This window comes from Desulfoferrobacter suflitae, assembly GCF_022603395.1.
Taxonomy (GTDB): domain Bacteria; phylum Desulfobacterota; class Syntrophobacteria; order Syntrophobacterales; family Syntrophobacteraceae; genus Desulfoferrobacter; species Desulfoferrobacter suflitae.
In genome coordinates, this window is record NZ_JAIBKA010000004.1 from 283,715 (window position 1) to 303,245 (window position 19,531).

16 protein-coding genes and 1 riboswitch are annotated in these 19,531 nt (G+C 56.8%); of the genes, 7 read left to right on the plus strand and 9 right to left on the minus strand.

Annotated elements, in window-relative coordinates:
- Positions 1 to 89: 89 nt before the first annotated feature.
- Together K1V27_RS08890 and K1V27_RS08895 are read right to left on the minus strand one after the other, a co-directional pair.
- Entirely contained in the window at positions 90 to 1,532 is a 1,443-nt protein-coding gene (locus K1V27_RS08890) for a sigma-54-dependent transcriptional regulator (protein WP_258929392.1), read from the minus strand.
- Positions 1,510 to 3,384 carry an ATP-binding protein gene (locus K1V27_RS08895; protein ID WP_258929395.1) on the minus strand — a complete coding sequence of 625 codons (1,875 nt, stop codon included), beginning with the start codon at positions 3,382 to 3,384 and terminating at the stop codon, positions 1,510 to 1,512. The genes K1V27_RS08890 and K1V27_RS08895 overlap by 23 nt, the downstream gene beginning before the upstream one ends.
- A gap of 457 nt (positions 3,385 to 3,841) precedes the next feature.
- Here K1V27_RS08895 and rnk point away from each other — a divergent pair, with 457 nt between their 5' ends.
- Both rnk and K1V27_RS08905 read left to right on the plus strand, forming a co-directional pair.
- Complete coding sequence (gene rnk / locus K1V27_RS08900) at positions 3,842 to 4,264, plus strand: nucleoside diphosphate kinase regulator (protein ID WP_258929396.1); 423 nt, start codon at positions 3,842 to 3,844, stop codon at positions 4,262 to 4,264.
- 186 nt (positions 4,265 to 4,450) lie between these two features.
- Positions 4,451 to 4,645, plus strand: coding sequence for a ferredoxin (locus K1V27_RS08905; RefSeq protein WP_258929397.1), 195 nt, complete (start codon positions 4,451 to 4,453; stop codon positions 4,643 to 4,645).
- A gap of 152 nt (positions 4,646 to 4,797) precedes the next feature.
- On the opposite strand, the gene K1V27_RS08910 is transcribed toward K1V27_RS08905, so the two are convergent.
- On the minus strand, positions 4,798 to 5,178 hold the full coding sequence (locus K1V27_RS08910) for a DUF488 domain-containing protein (protein ID WP_258929398.1): 381 nt from the start codon (positions 5,176 to 5,178) through the stop codon (positions 4,798 to 4,800).
- Positions 5,179 to 5,515: 337 nt separating this feature from the next.
- Here K1V27_RS08910 and K1V27_RS08915 point away from each other — a divergent pair, with 337 nt between their 5' ends.
- Together K1V27_RS08915 and K1V27_RS08920 are read left to right on the plus strand one after the other, a co-directional pair.
- Positions 5,516 to 5,860, plus strand: coding sequence for a hypothetical protein (locus K1V27_RS08915; RefSeq protein WP_258929399.1), 345 nt, complete (start codon positions 5,516 to 5,518; stop codon positions 5,858 to 5,860).
- A gap of 38 nt (positions 5,861 to 5,898) precedes the next feature.
- Complete coding sequence (locus K1V27_RS08920) at positions 5,899 to 6,759, plus strand: sugar phosphate isomerase/epimerase family protein (RefSeq protein ID WP_258929403.1); 861 nt, start codon at positions 5,899 to 5,901, stop codon at positions 6,757 to 6,759.
- A gap of 514 nt (positions 6,760 to 7,273) precedes the next feature.
- On the opposite strand, the gene K1V27_RS08925 is transcribed toward K1V27_RS08920, so the two are convergent.
- The 6 genes from K1V27_RS08925 to K1V27_RS08950 all read right to left on the minus strand — a co-directional run bounded on the left by K1V27_RS08925 (position 7,274) and on the right by K1V27_RS08950 (position 16,666).
- Positions 7,274 to 9,262, minus strand: coding sequence for a TIGR04283 family arsenosugar biosynthesis glycosyltransferase (locus K1V27_RS08925; protein ID WP_258929407.1), 1,989 nt, complete (start codon positions 9,260 to 9,262; stop codon positions 7,274 to 7,276).
- 635 nt (positions 9,263 to 9,897) lie between these two features.
- Complete coding sequence (locus K1V27_RS08930; RefSeq protein ID WP_258929411.1) at positions 9,898 to 10,428, minus strand: mechanosensitive ion channel family protein; 531 nt, start codon at positions 10,426 to 10,428, stop codon at positions 9,898 to 9,900.
- Positions 10,425 to 11,981, minus strand: coding sequence for a mechanosensitive ion channel (locus K1V27_RS08935; RefSeq protein ID WP_258929420.1), 1,557 nt, complete (start codon positions 11,979 to 11,981; stop codon positions 10,425 to 10,427). The genes K1V27_RS08930 and K1V27_RS08935 overlap by 4 nt, the downstream gene beginning before the upstream one ends.
- A 58-nt stretch (positions 11,982 to 12,039) precedes the next feature.
- Positions 12,040 to 15,075: a CoB--CoM heterodisulfide reductase iron-sulfur subunit A family protein gene (locus tag K1V27_RS08940; protein WP_258929797.1), complete on the minus strand. Its 3,036-nt coding sequence runs from the start codon at positions 15,073 to 15,075 to the stop codon at positions 12,040 to 12,042.
- Positions 15,076 to 15,200: 125 nt separating this feature from the next.
- Positions 15,201 to 16,058, minus strand: coding sequence for a CoB--CoM heterodisulfide reductase iron-sulfur subunit B family protein (locus tag K1V27_RS08945; RefSeq protein ID WP_258929798.1), 858 nt, complete (start codon positions 16,056 to 16,058; stop codon positions 15,201 to 15,203).
- 5 nt (positions 16,059 to 16,063) lie between these two features.
- Positions 16,064 to 16,666 carry a 4Fe-4S dicluster domain-containing protein gene (locus tag K1V27_RS08950; RefSeq protein ID WP_258929423.1) on the minus strand — a complete coding sequence of 201 codons (603 nt, stop codon included), beginning with the start codon at positions 16,664 to 16,666 and terminating at the stop codon, positions 16,064 to 16,066.
- Between the two features lie 159 nt (positions 16,667 to 16,825).
- Positions 16,826 to 16,888, plus strand: a riboswitch (Fluoride riboswitch).
- Positions 16,889 to 17,259: 371 nt separating this feature from the next.
- Here K1V27_RS08950 and K1V27_RS08955 point away from each other — a divergent pair.
- The 3 genes from K1V27_RS08955 (at position 17,260) to crcB (ending at position 19,468) form a co-directional block, all read left to right on the plus strand.
- Entirely contained in the window at positions 17,260 to 18,483 is a 1,224-nt protein-coding gene (locus K1V27_RS08955) for a cation:proton antiporter (protein WP_258929426.1), read from the plus strand.
- Positions 18,480 to 18,896, plus strand: a complete 417-nt coding sequence (locus tag K1V27_RS08960) for a universal stress protein (protein WP_258929429.1) — start codon at positions 18,480 to 18,482, stop codon at positions 18,894 to 18,896. Before K1V27_RS08955 ends, K1V27_RS08960 begins: the two co-directional genes overlap by 4 nt.
- A gap of 107 nt (positions 18,897 to 19,003) precedes the next feature.
- Positions 19,004 to 19,468 (plus strand): fluoride efflux transporter CrcB, encoded by a 465-nt coding sequence (gene crcB, locus K1V27_RS08965; protein WP_258929437.1) that lies wholly within the window; start codon positions 19,004 to 19,006, stop codon positions 19,466 to 19,468.
- Positions 19,469 to 19,531: the final 63 nt, after the last annotated feature.

Below are 19,531 nucleotides of genomic sequence, written 5' to 3' on the forward strand. Positions count from 1 at the left end.
GGGTGAGGGGGAGAAAAAATTCTCTTGCCAAACGCCGTGCTGCTCAAATTTTGCACAGCTGTGCTGAAAATACAGCAGCCGAGGGCGGCCTAATCGGATGGTGGTAGGAGATCGAACTTCTTCATGCGGTGTCTCAGAGTATTGCGGCTGATGCCCAGGAATTTGGCCGCCTTCACCTGGTTGTAACCACACTGGGCGAGCACTTTGGACAGGAGCTTCTTTTCCAGCGCATCGATGATGCCCTCGTGCATTCTTTCGGCGCACATCTGCAGGAGGTCGGGAACCAGCTCGTCGAGCTTGCGCTCGATCCTGTCCCATAGGTCGTCGCCCGTTGCACCGGCGGGTGAACCCTGGCAAGCCGCGTCAAACCTCAGGTGCTCTTCCAGGATGACATCCCCGGAGGAGAGCAGCACAGCGCGTCTGATGGTATTTTCCAGCTCCCGCACGTTGCCCGGCCAGGAGTGGGATTGAAGCCGGGTAAGGGCGGCGGCTTCGATGCGCCTGATGGGGGTCTGGTACTCGGCACTGAAACGGTTGACAAAATAGTCCACCAGGGCGGGGATGTCTTCTGCGCGGTCCCTGAGTCGCGGAAGGTGGATCGAAATGATCTGCAGTCTCCAGTAAAGGTCTTCGCGGAAGCGGTTCTGTTGGACCTCCTTTTCAAGATTTTTGTTGGTCGCTGCGATGATCCTCGCATCGACTTTGATGGTCTGAGACCCGCCGACCCGCTCGAATTCCCCGTGCTGGAGCACGCGCAGCAGCTTGGCTTGAGTCGAGAGCGGCATTTCGCTGATTTCATCGAGAAACAGGGTGCCGCCGTGGCAGCGTTCAAATTTTCCGATGTGCGTGCGGTCGGCGCCGGTAAAGGCGCCCCGTTCATGCCCGAACAGCTCGCTCTCGAAGAGCGTCTCGGGAATGGCGGCGCAGTTGACGGCCAGAAACGGCTTCTCTTTTCTGCTGCTGTGGTGATAGATGGCCCGTGCAACCAGTTCCTTGCCGGTGCCCGAGTCGCCCGTGATGAGGATGGTGACATCCTTGGCGGCCACCTGGCCGATGAGCTTGTACACTTCCTGCATGCGTTTGTGGCGACCAATGATCTTGACCGCTCCCCGCGGATCCGGCGGCGTCCCGGCCCCGGCGGGGGAAAAGCTGACCACCTCCTTCATCAGCCGGTTCACTTCGAGAGCGTCTTTCACGAGGCGGTCCAGATCGTTCCGATCGAAGGGCTTGAGCAGATAATCGTAGGCCCCGAGCTTCATCGCCTCGATGGCCGTATCCATCGTGCCGTAGGCGGTCATCATGATGACGGGGGTTTTCACCTGGAGTTTGCGGATTTCTCTGAGGAGGTCGAGCCCGTTGCGCCCGGGCATTTTGTAATCGAGCAGGATCAGGTCGAAGGAATCCGCTGTCACCAGCTCCAGAGCAGCCGTGCCGCTGTGGCATGAGCGCACGTCGAATTCCTGCCTGGCAAAAAAGCGAGAGAGGAAATGAACGAGGCCCTCATCATCGTCAACGATCAGTATCTTTTCCATCTTCCTCCAGCATTCCTTCGAATTCCACCGGAATGAACAACGAAAAGGTGGCCCCCTGACCGACGCCGCTCTCGACGGCGACGCTTCCGCCATGCCGCCTGAGGGTGGCGTACACGATGGAGAGGCCCAGCCCCGTGCCGGTCGCCTTGGTGGTAAAAAAGGGATCGAACAGGCAGGGGATGGTCTCTTTGGCAATTCCAGGACCCGTATCCGTCACGTCGATGCGAATGAAGTCCCGCCCTGCGGTTTTCCCCGGGTCAATCTCGTGGACGGCCGAAACGCTCAGCTCACCACGCAGGCTCAATGCTTCGAGGCCGTTGACCAGGAGGTTCAAGAGAGCTTCCTCGAGCTGCTTTCTATCGCCCCTGATGCTCGGCAGGGAATCGGCTATGCGTGTGGTGACAACCGTTTCCTGCTGCTTTGCGCGCGGGCCTACCACCAGGAGCGAGTCTTCGATCAGATCCGCTACGCTCACCTGCGTGAAGACCGGCGTCTGGGGCCTGGCAAAGTCAAGAAAGCGGTTGATGGTGGCCTCCATGCGCTGGATTTGGCCCATGGCCACCTGGAAGTCTTCCCCAAATTCGCTGGCAATTTCCATTTCACTCTCGATGGACTGCAGGAACATCTTGAGAGACGTCAGGGGCGTCCGAATTTCGTGGGCCACACCCGCGGCAAGCTGGCCAAGGGAGGCCAGCTGCTGGGAGCGGGCGGCCGCCTGCTGGGTGGCTTTGAGCCGCACGTCGCTTTCCTTGAGCTCGGCTTCCCTGCGGGTCACCCTCTCTTCCAGTCTCTGCTGCCGGTCCTGCAGCTGCCGGGCCATCTTGCCGAAGGCGCGATAAAGCAAACCGACTTCATCGTGGCGCTCGGTTGTCTCGATGTTGATCCTTTGGAAATCGCCTTCGGCAAGGGAATTGGCCGCTTCGCTCAGACGGCGGATGGGGGTGGCCAGGTAGCGGGAGAGCAGCCATGCCGAGACCAGTGCACCCAGGACGGACAGGAGGATGACCAGAACAATGGTGCGCCGCAGTTGGGCAACCGGCCGAAACGCTTCTTCACTGTCCTGTTCCACTACCAGCGCCCAGTCCGTTCCTCCGACCATGGTCGAGGCGCCGATGACCTCAATGCCCCGGTAGTCGATATAGGTGATCCTGGCTTTTTGTGTGTTGAAAATGTTTTTGAAGCTTTCCAACTGGGCAATGTTTTCATGGAGAATTCTCTCAGGTTCCTTGTGTGCGAGAAACGTGCCGTTGCGATCCACCAGGTAGCACTCTCCGGTCTTGCCCAAAGAGACCTGGAGCACCACCGAGAGGATGGTGCCGGTCCCTACCGTTGCACTGACAGCGCCCCTGGGATCACCCGCGTCTCCCAGCAACGGCGCGGATATGAGAAAATAGGACTCGTTGCGGTTGGGGCTCAGGCGTATATCGGACATGTAGAGTTCATCGACTGGCGCTTGGGTGGAACGGTTCTCCCTTGGCAGCTCCGCGGCATGTCGCGAGCTTCGGCAGATGATGTCACCGTTGCGCGCTGCCACGGCAATCTGGTCATACACCTGGTACTTGTTCCTGACCAGCTCCAGGTACGGGGTGATCTCGCCGACATCCATGGATCTCAGGATCGATGATCCTGCCATCACTTCCAGGTCGGCCTTGCGCTCGTAAATCCAGCGCTCGAGCAAAGCCGCCTTGTCCATTGCGATATGCCGAATGCGGTTGGTGGCCATGTCCAGGATGAGCCCCTCCGCCGTTCGTATGGCAAGCGCTCCCACTGAGCACAGAGGCACCAGCGCGAACACAAAGAACAGCAGCATCAGTTTCACTTGCATGTTGTTGATCAGCGGTGACCTGTTCACTCTTTTCCCCATCGTCTGTGACGGCCGCCGGGGCTTCCCGCGCAAACCGCCCGGAGCAACATGAAAACGTTCAATATGGCGTAACCGCTCCAATTATATTCAGAAAAGCCCAAAATAGCCATGCTTCTCTGGGACTGTTGGACGAAAAGCGCCGGTGCGATCGTGCACGGCTCATCGCCCGGCCGGACGGCCAAAAGCAGGCTGGGTCGAGGTACGCAACCCGGCATAGTCACTGCCCGGGTTGAAATCGGGAAGGAGCGAGCAACGGGACGGCGGATTGTGTTGAAGGAGCCGATGATTCGCACTCGGCTTTGCAATTCAGACGAATTTTAGGTAGGGTGATTCTGCCCGGCGGCCGATACGCCGATTACCTTGGGGGTGCAGCGCCGGGGCCCGATAGAATGTTTACCCGTACCACCTGACTGGGATTTATTTCGATCTACTGGAGACACACACTATGGCAAGGAAAAGAACCATCTATGTCACGGAATTCGATTTCAAGCGACTCAATAAGTTGATCGAAATGTTGGAAGATGCTCCGGGTGCCCTCGATGCCAGGTACCTTGAAGAACTGGATGACGAACTGCGCCGGGCAAAAGTCGTGGATCCGACCAACGTCCCCGCGGATATTGTGACCATGAACAGCAAGGTGCGACTGACGGATCTGGACACCGGCAGGGATGTGATCTATCAATTGGTCTTTCCGGGCGATGCGGATGCCGGACAGAACAAAATATCCGTCCTCGCCCCCATGGGCACGGCCCTCATCGGTTTCAAGGTGGGAGATACGGTGGAGTGGGCGGCACCCGCGGGAGTGAAAAAAATGCGGATCGAAGAAATTATCTATCAGCCCGAAGCAGCGGGCGATTTTCATCTCTAACCGGTGCTGTCCGCCGAGTGCATGCCGCCGCCCGGCCAAATGACGTTGGGCGCATGCGCAAGCGCGGACCGTTGCGAGTCGACATTCGATGGTGAACAGCGGGTAGGCCCGGTTGGCATGGCCTGAGAAATTTTTTGTGAGGCAATGGAGACGAAGTAAGTACTCTCGAACAGAAAAGGAGCAAGCATGGCACGAAAAGTTTTGTTGGACGAAGAATGCTGTATCGGTTGTGGAAGCTGCGCCGAACTATGCCCTGATGTGTTTGAAATGGATGAGGAAGCGGAAAAGGCCAGGGTCATCCTTGCCGAGGGCGGTGATGAGGAATGCATCGAGGACGCCATTGCCACCTGCCCCGAGGATTGCATTTCCTGGGAAGGTTGACGATGTTCGCAGGGGTTGCAGCGCAATGATCGGCTCGCAACCCCGCTATCGCATCAGTAGACTGTAGATTGGGTTGAACGCAGTGAAACCCAACATTGACGGCGGCATATTGGGGAGACTTCGGTCGCCGCCCCCGTGTAGCCCTCCCGGCGTCATGGCTTCTCAGTTCTTTGCCGGTCCTTGTGTATCGAGAGCAGATAGTCCTTCAAAGCAACGGCCTGGTTGTACCGGGTGTCGCGAGCCGAAAAAAGCAGGGTAACGGTTCCTTCCTGCAAAAATGTCAAGAGCTGCTCTATCACCTGGCGATTTTCATCGAGCTCGGAAAAATAGCGCTCCTTAAACACCTCCCAGCGTCCTCGATCGTGGCCGAACCATTTGCGCAGAGCCGTGCTCGGGGCTGCATCCTTGAGCCACACATCGGCCTGCAGTCGCTCCTTGGTTATGCCCCGGGGCCATATGCGATCCACCAGGATGCGCGTCCCATCTTCCTTTTCCACCGGGTCATAGACCCGTTTGGTCTGGATTTTCAACATCGTTCATTAACCTTCAACGGCACTAAAGTAGTGTTTGATTCGCTCTGGCAACGCCTGCAGACAATGAAACATTTAATGTTTACCCGGTAGAGTAAACAACGTCTCTGGGTTACTCCTCAACGCCTCGTCCTGCCTCTGAGCATTGGCCGGCTCAAGGGATTGTTAAGCCGAGGGCAACCCACGCAATGCAACATTCTCCTTCAGCAAACACTCGAACTCACCTCGGATCATCGTATTATCCTATGCATGAGCGATCTATCTATCATGAATTCCAATTTTACAATAAAAAACCCGCTCTTTAGAATGACCACGCTCATTTGAACAACTTCGGGTTGCTGTGTCGGATGGGTTTTGTGAAGAGCTCCATGTACTTTCGCCGGAGATCCTCGTATACCACTACCTGCAGTCGGATGTCGACCGGCACAACAAGGTCCACCTGAGCATCGAAGGACTCAAGAGCAAACCGCTTCTGGTTGCCGCTGCGGAGTTCATGTACGTGGCGAAAATGAGTGGTTTTGCAGCGTGTTACGACCTGTTCACGCCGGAAGTCGACGAGCCGGCATTTCTCGCCGACGAAGCCGCGCCGCACCCCTTCCATACCCGGGGCTTCATCTTGCAGGAGGAGGAACGGGTGCCCGAGCTCAGCCAACGTGCCTATGACCACGAGAATGCTTCCCGCTGAAATCATTTTCTTAAACAGTGTAGGAAAAATTTGAACGGATGAGAAAGCCTCCACAACCAAAGCTCGCCATGTGCAATTTCATAAGGGATGCGGAAAGACTCAGGCAAACCGCCTTGGACAACGGATTTCACGGCGTCGATTGGACGTTTGAGCTCGCTGACCTGCCGACCAACGATGTGGACGAAACAAAACTGTTGAAGAGGATTTGTCGGCTTCATCCCCTCGAGGTTCGCTACCACTGTGCCTTCCAGGGAGTGGATCTGGGTGATTGCGATGTCGAAAGAGCCAGGCAGGCAATGGATATCTTCCGCAAGGTGTGCCGCCTGGTAGCGAAGCTTGATGGCAAGTTCATGACCGTTCACCTGGGACTGGGGCTGGATTCCTCTAACGGACTCTCCTGGGAGCGCAGTGTGGGGGCGCTTGCCGACCTGGTGAGCTTCGGCCAACGATTTGGAATACGTGTCTGCCTTGAAAATCTCGCTTGCGGATGGTCGAGCCGTCCGGAGCTCTTCGAGAAGCTGGTTCGCAAATCCAATGCCGGGATTACGCTGGACATCGGCCATGCCCGCATGAGTCCCTCCGTTCGAAGCCAATTCTACGCCTTCGAGGACTTCATTTCACCGCACAATGACCGGGTTTTCAACGCTCATATCTACCACGAAGAAAGAAACGATGGGCATACGGCTCCCGAGCGGCTCGAAGATTTGATGGGCAGGCTCCGCCTCTTGAGCTGCCTTGCCTGCGACTGGTGGGTGCTCGAGCTGCGGGAGGAGAGCGCTCTTTTCTCCACCCTCAAGGTTGTGCGGGAATACTTTGAGCGGGCGGTGGGGGACGCTGCTTGCACACTCTACGAGCATTCACATACGGTGCAACGTCATCCTGCAATTAACCGTTATTGAGTGACCGATGCGCTGGAAATCCATCCTCTGCGAGGAAGACGCGCACTTCACCAAACTGGCTCACCAACTGCAGCTAACCCCCTTTGCAGGCCGGGCTGGTCCCTGAGCCCGGCTTGTTGCCGGCCGAAACAGGCAGACCGTTGGAGCTGGCGGCCGCGCCTGTGTGGCTATGATAATTCGGCACCATCCATTAGAGCAAAACGTATCTGTGTTTCGGTCACCACAACGAATCGATCGGCAATGCGATCAGCGTAAGCCGAGAGGAGTCTTTGCATTACATCTATTTTGGTGGCTGGCCGCTCATCTGCAAGGCGCAGAAGAATGACACCCCCTGTGAGGCAACCGCTCGCGATAGACCTTCTCTCCGAAGTCCTTGTCGTTAGTGATGAGAAGCCGGTTCTATGCAAATGCTCTCTGGATCGCCTCCACCTCAAATGATAAAGCAGAATCACAAAACGCCTCGATGCAATTTTTGACCGGAGCAAGACCGGCTCCCAGGCGACGGGCCAGGCCACTAACGTCTTTTGCCGTAATATCGCTCATAGAAGCTGCGGGCGGTGGGGTCAAGCAGTAGGAGCCGCCTGCGGATGAAATAATTGAAACAGAGGTGCACGACCCTGAAGCCGTTGGCCCAAAAGCCGGTCTTTTCCCACCTCCTTTTGGACACCGAAACTCCATCGGAAACCAGGCAGAGGGGGGCGACCTCCTTGAGCCGCATGGAGAGCTCGACATCCTCCATAAGCATGAGGGCGGGATACCCGCCAATGAGAGGCAGCGCTTCCCGGCGGAAAAACTGGGCCTGATCCCCAAAGGAGATACCGGTCCACCTGCTGCGAGAGTTGTTCAACCGTTCCAGCAAGCGGCTCGCAACGGAATCGCCGATGTAGTTCATCTCGCAAGCACCACCGATGCATTCGGGCCTGGAGTTCAACTTTGATAGGATTCGGCCGGCGGCGTTCCTCTTTAAAACGCAATCGGCGTGCACAATGAGAATCACATCACCGCGGCTCGGCTCTATTCCTGCCTTGATCTGAAGTCCGCGGCCCTGCGGCGCATTCAAGACTTCGGCCCCCATCCCCTCGGCTGTCTGCCTGGTGCCATCGGTTGAGCCGGCATCCACCACAATGATCTCTGAAACCGCCTCCTCCTTTTGCAGTGCATCGACACAAGCCCCTATCTTTTCCGCCTCATTGAGAACCGGAACAATCGCCGTAATGTCTCCCACCGGCGCAAAGCGATGCGCCGGGAACAGGTTCTTTTTGTGGTAGGTGTCCCACAGCAGGAGTGCGAAGAAAGGCAGGTATTCCAGTGCCGTGATCCAGTAGCTGCGGTAAAAGGTTGCCGTGTGATATTGCAGGTAGAGGGCGGGCACGACGGCAATCTGCAGGAAAAACCAAGCCCGGGAGGGGAACAACGCGAGGAAAGGCGCGATCAGCACCAGGTACCACGGATTGAGCGTCTGCAGGACAAGCAGTAGGCTTGCCAGAGCCAGGTATGAGCTTCTCATGGGATTGTGAACCAAGACAAAAATAACCGCGAGGCAGAATGCCAGAAAAGCCATGCCGGCGAATACGCCATACGGCCCCCAAATCACTCTGAACAATAAGGTTATCGAATCGTTGTAGGCATTGACGGTGCCGAAGAACAAAAGCGATGAAAACAGACCGCTGCCGGTTTTTCCAAAGGGCAGGTAAAAGATCGCCATTGCCCCGATCAGGTAGAAAATCTTCTTCCAGTTCCGGGCGTTTAACAGGAAAGGTGCAATGAGAGCGGCAAAATACTTGCTCATGACAGCACAGCCCAGCGAAAAGAATGCCGGGCCATCGCGGTTCTTGGTGAAGAGCAGCAGACCCAGGAGGATGAAAAAGACCTGGATGGCATCCAGATGACCTTCTCCCGCGACGAACACCAGAACCAGGGGATTCAACGCATAGAGCATGAGTCGACCTGGCGGCGACTTGCAGGAGCGCAGCAAAAGCGCCAGAATCCAAATGGCTGCCAGATCGAAGGTGACTACGAGCGCCTTAAAGCACGGGACGGTTGGTGATACGGCTGCCGCCAGGCGAAAGAACAGCATGGCCAGAGGAGGATAGCAGGCCGTCTGGTCCTTGTGGCTTATCTGATGCCATACATCGATCACATAGGGTCTCAACGCCGGACTGTCGGGAGGGAAGAGATAGGGATTGAACCCTTTATTCAATATGTACCCCTCCCAAATGTAGCGGCTCACATCGCTGCTGGCCGGATACGCAAAGAACGCCAGGCGCGCCGATAGCGCCATCGCTCCGAGGAACAGCCATTGGTGTTTTTCCGGCCAATGAGCGGGGAAGGTTTGGAACATTGCGAAAAGCAAAGCAAAGGAAGAAACATACGAGAAGCTGTAAAGAAGGGGATGATGTTCAACGCGGCCAAGGGTGGATATGAGGAATACGCTGGATAGAAAACCCGCCGGGCAGAGATAGAAAGCCCAATGGGGGCGCCTGTCCGCGGCTGTTCGTATCACGTCATGAAACCTTTGATCAGGGTGATGGCTGCTCAATCAGAGCAACCCGGAGGAAACTTTCCACTGGACGACTTCGGCCCCACGCAACGCTCTTTACTTGGGCACTTTCTTTCATTTGTTTGATTCCTCCATGGCAAGCTCAGCCGCTCGCAGCTTCTCTCTCATCCTCCTCGTTGTGAGGATCTTCATGCGTTCGTGTACCACTTACGGCAGCCCCGCACAATAGGGTGTCCAATGCAGCCGGCAATTCTCATTTTAGGTGCAGGGAAGGTCCAAATACAACGCGGAGCTACGGCCAGGAGTGCACAGCAGATAAAAAAACTGCGCCGGCGGATTCCGACCCGGTGCTACGGGTTGCTTGGGCAGACTCGAGCATCTCCGCTGAAGCGCGCCAAGACCTCGCAACATCTATTGCCGGCATCAACGTTTCTGCGACCAAGCCCGATTGAGCTCACAGGTTGACCTAAAACGGTGATCATTATTTGAAGCGTGGACGGAGACCGATGCACAAGACCATCGGCACTCATCCGCGTTTATCTGCGGCCACTGGCCAAAAAAAAACAGGTTCGGGATATTCCCCAGACGCATGCAACTTTGTCTTCAACGGCGGCCGGCAGGTCGGGGGGGGACGCCGTTCATTCGGCCGACGACCTTACGGGAGTCGGCAAACCCGAGCGGATGTGAAGATCCCTTTGGGGAAATGGAATTTCGATGCCGGCCGCAGCCAGCGCATCAAAAATCTCAAAATAGAGCTGACTGCGCACCTCTCTTTCGCTCACCTGGCGAACATCGATCCATACCAGGAGCTCAAAGTCGATGGAGCTTTCCCCATACCCCACAAACCAAACCTTGGGTTTTAAGGCCTTGTTCACATTGGGATTTCGTTCGGCCACCGACAGCAAGATAGCGACTAATTCCTGCGTGGAAGCGCTGTAGGAGACTCCGACCGGAATGTGTATGCGGATCTCCGGCTCCGACAGGGTGTAGTTCACAATGGTCGTTGAGGTGAGCTCGGAGTTTGGAATCAAGTATTCGATGTTGTCCCGAGTTCTAACCCGGGTCGCCCTGAGGCTCACTTCCTGGACATACCCCAGTCGATCTCCGATTTGGAGCCAATCCCCTTTCCTGACCTTGCGCCCGAAGATCAGGGTAAACCCACTGATCACGTTTCCTGCCAGGCTTTTTGCATACCCAATCCGATACCAATGCCCAGGGCACCGGCGAACAGCATCAGAACGCTTAAATCCAGACCCACCGCACGCAGGGAAACCAGGAGGCCCATTATGACCAGCAGATATTTGACCAGGGTGTTAATGGAATAGGCGAGCCCTTCGTCCACCCCCAGTGACGGGTAAATCCTGTAGTCGAGATAGGCTCTCAATATTCGTGAAGAGAAGATAAAGGCAAGCAAAATGAGGATAGCCTTGCCAAGAATCCACAAGGAAACGGCGGTTTCTCCAATGATCAGCAGGGGAAAGGAGATGATCGTCTGTATGATGTCGAGCAGACCAAGCAAATCGAGTACGAGGATGATCGTTATAGTGACCATGCAGAACAGCAGAAACGATTTGAGTGCGAAGTAGAGGGCTTTGGCTACATCGTCCCTGACATCCTGCTGCTCCATCCATCTGAGCAGAAGGCCTGCGAGATTGTGGTAGACCACAATGACCAAAAACAGTGTGAAGACCACGGCCCAGGTCTTGACCCACAGGAACTGAGTGAGCTGCTTATAGCCGAAGCACCAGAGCACTCCGCTGGCGAGGGTCAGGAGGATGGCCGGGTAGTAAAGCTTCTGTGCAGCCAGATACAGAACCTGGTAACTTTTGTATGGGAGTTGGGGCAGGATGGCCAAGATGGATTGCTTTTTCAGAAGCAGGAAAAGGCCGGCGAATAAAACGATAGACAAGGACACCACAAACTTGAACAGGCCGAGAATCTCCTCGGGTACTTCGAAGGCCTCTGCCGCCCACAGCAATCCGATGCCCGCCAGAGCGTATATCACCACGGTTCTGGAAACTCGGTAGACGCCCCGCGCATGTTCGGCCGGAATGGGTAAATGAACGGGAACAAGCATTTCCTGCAGCAGGCTCAACAGCACCGCACCGAATGCCCAGAGCTTGAGCAGACTGCCGACGAGCAGGAACCAGGAAGCATGGTAATCGATCAATTCACGCACGAAGGTGTACAAGCCGAACACTGCCAGAGGAATGAGGGAGGCTGCGAGGATTTTCAATAGCGACAGGAGGTAGGGGAAATAGACCTCGGGAATTCTTTTCTCGAGCGGCTCAACAACGGCCTGCAGACGATTGAGAACTCGATGTGCACCGAACAGGCTGTAGAGCAGCGCACCCAAAAGGCCCAACACCATGAGGGAACCGACCATGCCAAGCAGTTGACTCTCCTGGACGATCTCGTTCCAAAGTCGCTCCGTGGAAGCGGGCAAATCCACGAGCCCATCGCGGATTCGTTCAACAGTGGTCAAATCGAAGCGCAACGGCTCTCGCTGGAAAAGCTCCCGCAAGCGCACCGTCATCTGTTCTTTGGCCGAGACGGCCTCAGCCATGACGGTCTGTTCCAGATTTTCGGGAATGGCGATGACCGGGGGAGTCTTGTCCTGTTTGCTCGATTCCGCAGCAAAAAGCACGCTGGATGAAAACTGCAAGCTGATCAGCAGGAGCAAAGCAAACGGGAGTAACGGCAACGGCCTGCGAGCAATCACAGTGCTATCCTTTCACCAGGGGTTTGGGGAGCGACACTTACCATACCGCAAATGGGCACTAATGCGTGAGTCCTTCAATCTGGGCCAGGATCTGGTCGTCGGTGTAATGCCTGAAGGTGATCGCCCCGGCCGGGCACTCGGCAACACAGATGCCGCACCCCTGGCAGGCCTCGGCATCAATGACCGAAACATTTTCCCGGTCGATATACGGCACCTGGTAGGGACAGATGTTCACGCAGGCCAGGCAGGCCGAGCAGAGCTCCCGCTTGACTTCGGCCACAACGCCGCTGCTGAAGACTTGCTTCTTCCACAGCAGGCCGCTCGCTCGCGCCGCCGCGCCCAGGGCCTGAGTGATGCTTTCCTCGACAAATCGAGGGCTGTGCGCCAATCCGCAGACGAACGCCCCGGGCCGGCTGAAATCGAGCGGGCTGAGCTTGGGATGGGCTTCCATAAAGAAGCCTTCCTGCATGAAGGGCAGCTTGAGGATTTTGCCCAGTCGCTCGATGCCTGGTTGGGGGCGGATGCCCACACTCAGAACGAAAAGATCAGGATCGATCTCGAGGATCATCTGGCTGGCGGGGTCAAATACCCTGACCTGCAGCGCATCCCCATCAGGGACCACTTCCGGGGGTGATTGCGGATCGAACTTGACGAAGATGACTCCGAGGTCACGGGCTTTCCGATAATATTCTTCCTTGAAGCCAAAGGTGCGCACATCGCGATACAGTATGTAAACCGAAGCGGCCGGGTTCTTTTCCATGAGCAAGATGCCGTTCTTTACCGCCGCCGCACAGCAGACCCGGCTGCACAGGGGAAATTCATCGTTGCGCGAACCGATGCACTGAATCATCACCGTGGTCTGCGGGGCGTCGATGGTGCCGGTCACCAGCCCTTCCTCCAACTGCAACTGGGTGATCACCCTGGGATGCTTCCCATATCCGTAGTCGTCGGTCGCCGGCTGATAGGGGGCACCACCGGTGGCCAGGATCACGGCGCCGCATTCGAGGGAAAAAGCTTCCCCGTTTTGTTGCACAATTGCCTTGAAACGGCCGGCATTGCCCGAGATATCCTGAATCGTGGTCGCGGTCAAAAGCGATATGTTGCGGTGGCTCCTGACCCGTAGCGCCAGTCGCTCAGCCAGGCGGCGCAGGGAAACGCCCTCCAGGGTACGCCGAATTCTGCGCGCCATGCCGCCCAGCTCCTCTTCCTTTTCCAGCAAATGAACCCGCAGCCCCTGATCGGCCAGGTTGAGGGCCGCCGTCATGCCCGCCAGGCCGCCCCCGACGATGAGTGCCGCGGGAACAACCGGCGTGGCAACATCCTCGAAGGGCTCGAGCAAAGCCGCCCGAGAGACCGCTGCGCGCACCAAATCCTTGGCTTTGTCAGTGGCCGCCTGCGGGTCGCTCCCATGCACCCACGCACATTGATCGCGAATGTTGGCCATCTCGAAGAAATGCTTATTCACGCCGGCCGCCTGCAGAGTCTCTTGAAACAGCGGTTCGTGAGTGCGGGGTGAGCAGGCCGCCACCACCACGCGGTTCAACCGCTGTTCGTCGATGAGTTCCTGCATGCGCTGCTGAGTCCGGGTGGAACAGGTGAACATGAAATCCTCAACGGCCACCACATGGGGAAGGCCTTTGGCATATTCACGCACCGTCTGCACATCAATGACACCGGCGATGTTTTTCCCACAGTGGCAAACGAAAACGCCGATGCACGGAGGATCCCCGGCGGTGTCCCGCGCCCGCGGGTGCTCGCGGGGAACGCTCTCATGTTCCGCGGGACGATGTCCCAGCAGTGCGGCAACGCCGGCCGCCGCGGCACTGGCGCTGGAAACCGCTTCGGGAATATCTTTGGGTCCGTCCAGGACACCGCACACGTAAATGCCGGGCCTCGAGGTGTGAGTGGGATCTTCCGGATCGGACTCGACGAAGCCGTATGAGTTGCGCTGCAGTCCCAGGGTGCGCAGCAGTGGCCCGATGGATTCGCTGGGTTGGAATCCGGCCGAAAGGACCACTAAATCGAATTCTTCCCTTCTCTGTTCGAGGCTGCTGCGGTCGTAATATTCGATGATCAGATCGCCGTTTTGCGGATTCTGCATGACCTGCGACAGCATGCTGCGCACAAAGCGCAACCCGTATTGGTCTATTGCCCTCAGTATATAGCGGTCGAAGTCTTTTCCATGGGCGCGGATGTCCATATAGAAAACGGTGGCTCGGCTTTCCGGATCGTGTTCACGCACCAGTATGGCCTGTTTGACCGCGGCCATGCAGCACACCGAAGAACAAAAATTACGCTTGCGGGCGCTGTCGCGCGAGGCGACACACTGAATCCAGGCGACATTGCGCGGCTTTTTCCCATCGGAAGGCCGCCTGGGGTGTCCGCCAAACGGCCCGGCAGCCGAGAGCATTCGCTCGAATTCGAGGTTCGCCACCACGTTGGGATAGCGTCCATGACCATATTCTCCCGCCTGCGGCACCAGGCCGAGTTCGAAACCGGCGGCCAGAATCACTGCTCCCACGGACAGGTCCAGCTCTCGAGGCTTATCCTGCAGACGCACCGCCTGGACAGGGCAGAGCTTCTCGCAGATGCGGCATTTGCCCTTTTGAAAATAGAGGCAGCATTGTGTATCGATGGTCGGAACCAGCGGGATCGCCTGCGGAAAAAGGAAATGGATGGCCTTGCGCTGATCCAAACCGGCATTGTATTCATTGGCGGTTTTCTTGGGGCATTTTTCAACGCACAGCCCGCAGCTGATGCACGTTTGCGCATCCACATAGCGCGGCTGAAGATGAATGCCGGCAGTGAACGCTCCCGGCTCACCTTCGATCCCCATGCACTCAGCCAGGGTCAGGATGTGAATGTTCGGGTGGCGCGCAGCGGCCACCATGCGGGGAGCAATCATGCAGGTCGAGCAGTCGTTGGTGGGGAAGGTCTTGTCCAGGCGGGCCATATTGCCCCCGATGGAAGGAGAGCGGTCCAGCAGGTAGACATTGTAATCCATGGCCGCCAGGTCGAGGGCCGCCTGCATGCCGGCAATCCCTGCACCCAGAATGAGAACAGAGTGGGAAGCACTACTCTTTGTGGTTTCCATCGCTTTCAACTTATTTCTCTCCCACCGCTGCTGCGGATTTGCATCGACAGTCCGGTGACCGCACCATCTGATGGGCATCGTTGCGCGTAGCGCACAACTCGCTCCATGTCACCCCATTGCGTTCACTACTGACCGCTCACCCCCTCACCCGCCCACGCCTCAATAAAGCCTCGCGGATCGACCAGGTGGCCGGCCAGCCCCGCCTCGATCGACGGCAGGTTGAAGGCAACGCCCAGCAGTTCCGTATAATAGAGGATCGGCAGCTCCCACTCCCAGCCTTGTTGCTCGCGCAGCTCCGGCTGCAGCAGATCAAGGTTGCTCTGGCACAGCGGGCAGCACACCACAATGGCCTGGGCGCCGGCGGCACGGGCGGCAACGAGCAGTTTGGCCACCAGTGCGAGGCCGATCTGTTTTTTTGGAATTCCCATGCTGGCACCGCAGCAGGTGGCCTTATACGACCAGTCGACGGCGGCCGCGCCGGCGGCCGCGACTAAGCGGTCCAAGTGTCTTGGATTCTCATAATCGGTGGTGCCGGTGATCTTGGGCGGCCGCACCACCTGGCAGCCATAGTAGCAGACCACACGCAGCGCCGTGAGCGGCCGTCTCACTTGAGCGCGGATTTTTTCGAGCATTCGGGCCGAAGCAAAGAACCGGGCCAGGTCGAGGAGATTCCGGTCCAACTTCAAGCGCCAGGGGTCGTCCACTCGCTTTTCCTGCAGCATTTTTCTGGTGAGGGCCAGCCGCTTGAAGCACATGGGGCAGGCTACCGCCAGCGGAAGACCGAGCGCTTCGGCGCCCGCGAGGTTTCTGGCCGGAAGCATGACCGCCATGCGCTCATCCAGACTATGCGCCGCAGTAGCCCCGCAGCAGGTCCAATCTTCGACCTCCAGCAGTTGCAGATCGAGCGCCCCCGCCACCTGCTTGAGGGACTCGCGATAGTCCCAGCTCATGGACTGCAGTGCGCAACCGGGATAATAAGCCATTTGTATCACGATGAAATCACCCTTCCATGGCGCCTTTCGAGTATCGAGCGGATTTCCCTGGCCGCCCGGCTCCTTTCCGGCGCCAGCTTGAGGCGCCCCCGTTGGAACAGTTCCCTGGCCAGCTCCATGTCCTTCTTCACTTCCGCATAGGAAGGCCGGCAGCCGGTGAACAGGGTTTTCAGCTTGAACCGCTGCATGAGCTGGAGATCATTCATGCGGCCGTACTTGTGAAGGACTTCGAGGAAAATTTCATGGAACAGTGCAATTTCAACTTCCGCGGGCCTTTTGTGGCTGGCAATGACGGAGTTTTTCACAAAGTTCATCAAGCCCGCCACGTCGATTTCATTGGGGCAGTAGGTGGAACACATCTCACAGGAGAGGCATACCCAAACGGACGAGCATTCCAGCAGCTTTTCTCGTTGCCCCAGTTGCACGAAGCGCACCACCTGGTGAGGTTTGATGTCCATAAAGGCGCTCACCGGGCAACTGTTGGTGCAGCGCAAACATTGGTAACACGACGCTGCATTGATGCCGGTTTCGGCGGCAACCGCCCGCGACCACAAATGCATCGGGAGGGCCGGCCGCAATGATGGTGTGTGTTCGTTCATATCGTTTCTCGATTATTTTTTTATTATAATTTCAACCCCTTGTGGACCACAAGTCAAGGCCGAATTGGTGCACGAGCTGATGGAGAAAACTACTGATAGAGAAAACTACTTGCTCCAAGCGGATGAACGTGGTATTGAGTGAATCAATTCAACTGACTAAAAACAGAGGGTGATGGAGTCCACCAGAACCGCCCGCCATGGGATGATGACTCCTACCGGTAGCATGATCTACAGGTGGGGGCAAGGCGGGATGGACGAGAAAAGCCGGAGCTCCTGCCGGGAAATCTGCAGGAGCTTTTTTATGCAAACCGTCAGCCCGTTGCGCCATGTCACGTTCGGGCTTCCGCTTGCATTGGGATCACCCAACTCATTCAACAGCATCCAACCGCACCAACCTGCACTGTGGCACAATAGGCTCCATTCCACAAGCTCCCGTCGGGTCACCCGCACCCCGCAAATCGCCCGATTGACGGCGGGGCCGCATTACTTTGCGTCTCCTCGGAAGGATCTGGAGAATCAGGCCGATACAGGTAGGAGCACAGCACAAAGAACGATGTCCGAAGCTCAATTGTTTACACGAAAGGAGCAGCGACATGACAGAAACCTGGTTTCTTGCAACCCTTTGGCTCGGCCTGGCTTTGCTTGCCACAATGCTTTCCATTTGGCTTCGAATCGCTACGGCGCTGTCGGAGATTGTGGTCGGCACGGTCGCCCAGTTAATCATCGGGGCAGTGATCAGCAGCAGCGTCCTTGGAGTCCACGAACCGTGGATCAAGTTTCTGGCCGGCACCGGCGCCATCATACTCACCTTTTTGGCAGGAGCGGAACTCGACCCTGATGTCTTCAAGCTCAAGTGGAAGGAAGCAACGGCTCTGGGGTTTGCCGGTTTTGTGGCGCCCTTCCTGGGCTGTGCAGCGCTGGCTTACTATGTACTCGGGTGGGATGTGCGCGCCAGTTGGCTGGCCGGAGTGGCCCTCTCCACCACTTCGGTGGCGGTGGTCTATGCCGTCATGTTGGAAACGGGCCTCAACAAAACCACTTACGGCAAGGTGGTGCTGGCAGGATGCTTCATCAACGATCTTGGCACGGTGCTTGCCCTCGGTCTCATTTTTGCCCCATTCACCATGCGGACCCTCATCTTCGTTGCAGCAAGTGTTGTTGTATTCGCGCTTTTGCCATATCTAACACCCTGGTTTTTCAAAAAATACGGCAACCGTCCCTCCGAGCTCGAAACGAAGTTTTTGCTCCTCTGCCTGTTCGGCATGGGGGCTCTGGCCGGCTGGGCGGAAAGCGAGGCGGTTCTGCCGGCATATCTGATCGGCATGGTGCTGGCCGGGACGGTGGGAAAAGATCACATTCTCATTCGACGTCTGAGAACCGTTACATTCGGGCTCCTCACCCCGTTCTATTTCATCCGGGCCGGATCATTCGTATCGGTACCGGCGTTGATCACAGGCTATGGGATTTTTCTCACCCTGTTGTCAGGCAAAATGGCGACCAAGTTCCTGGCAGTTTACCCGGTCACCAAAATCTACAAGAGTCCCGGCAAGGAGGGCATGTACACCACTCTGCTTATGTCAACCGGCCTGACCTTCGGCAGTATTTCGTCTTTGTTCGGCCTCTCTCACGGCATCATCAATACCGCCCAGTATTCCTTTTTGATCGCAGCAGTAGTTGGCAGTGCAGTGGTCCCAACTCTCATCGCCAATGCGTTCTTTTTGCCTCGGCATCTGTTGCGTTCACCGGAAGAAAAAGCAGTGCCGGCACGGAAGGCACTGAACCCAACCGTGCCGGTCAAAGAAGGAGAAACCATATGATCAATGCGGTGCTCATTGCCTACGACGGTTCAAAGCAGGCTGAAAAAGCATTCGAATTCGGCCTCGAGATGGCTTCAAAGTATGGGGCTCAGGTCATTGTTCTGTCCATCGTCCGGCCGCCGGAACCTCCAGTCAACGTCGAATTGCAGGCCGTTCTCGAAAGTGCGACGGAACATTATCAGGAACTGTTCAAGGAACTGAAGGCAAAAGCTGCAGCCTACGAGGTTGAGCCACAGTTCGAGGTGCGCGCCGGTCATCCGGCGGAACAGATTGTCCACTGTGCCGAACAGCAGGGGATCGACGTGATCGTTATGGGACATCGAGGCGAGAGTTTCCTGCAGCGCTGGCTGTTGGGTTCCGTAGCTAAACGGGTTTTGAGTTATGCCCACTGCACGGTAGTCGTGGTGCGCTAGCTCTTCGACGAATCCGAGCGCGACGATTCACATTTGATCGGCTTCGGGCTGCGACGGCACAATCGATTACAAATGACAACAGGCGACGGCAGAGAGGTTCAGTCACTGTGGAGGAGTGGATCATACGGCTGGTTCAAAGTAAAATTGCGTGGACAAAAATTTTCGAAGCACTACGGGAGACATGGAGCTCTTTCAGCCCCCTTCTCGGAAAAGTAACGCTGGTAATCGCCGGGGGCAGTCTGGGCGCTTTGTGCCGCTATGGAACAGCTCTATTGGCCGCGCGACTGATCGGTACGCGGTTCCCCTGGGGAACTCTGCTGGTCAATCTGACAGGTTGTTTTCTGATCGGCGTCTCCTTCGCCCTGGCCGACCGCATCAACCTTCTGGGCTCTTCTGCAAGGCTGTTTGTGATGACGGGCTTTCTAGGGGCACTGACCACCTTCTCAACCTTTGCGCTGGAGACCGTCAATGACTTGCATGAGGGGGACGGGCTGACAGGTCTCGTGAATCTTGTGGTCAACAATGTGGCCGGATTGGGGCTGGTCTTTTTCGGAATGTGGCTGGTTCCCTGATACAATCATCGAGGCACAATTCAATCCCTTTGGAATGCAACATTAACTGGAAGGATGTAAGGT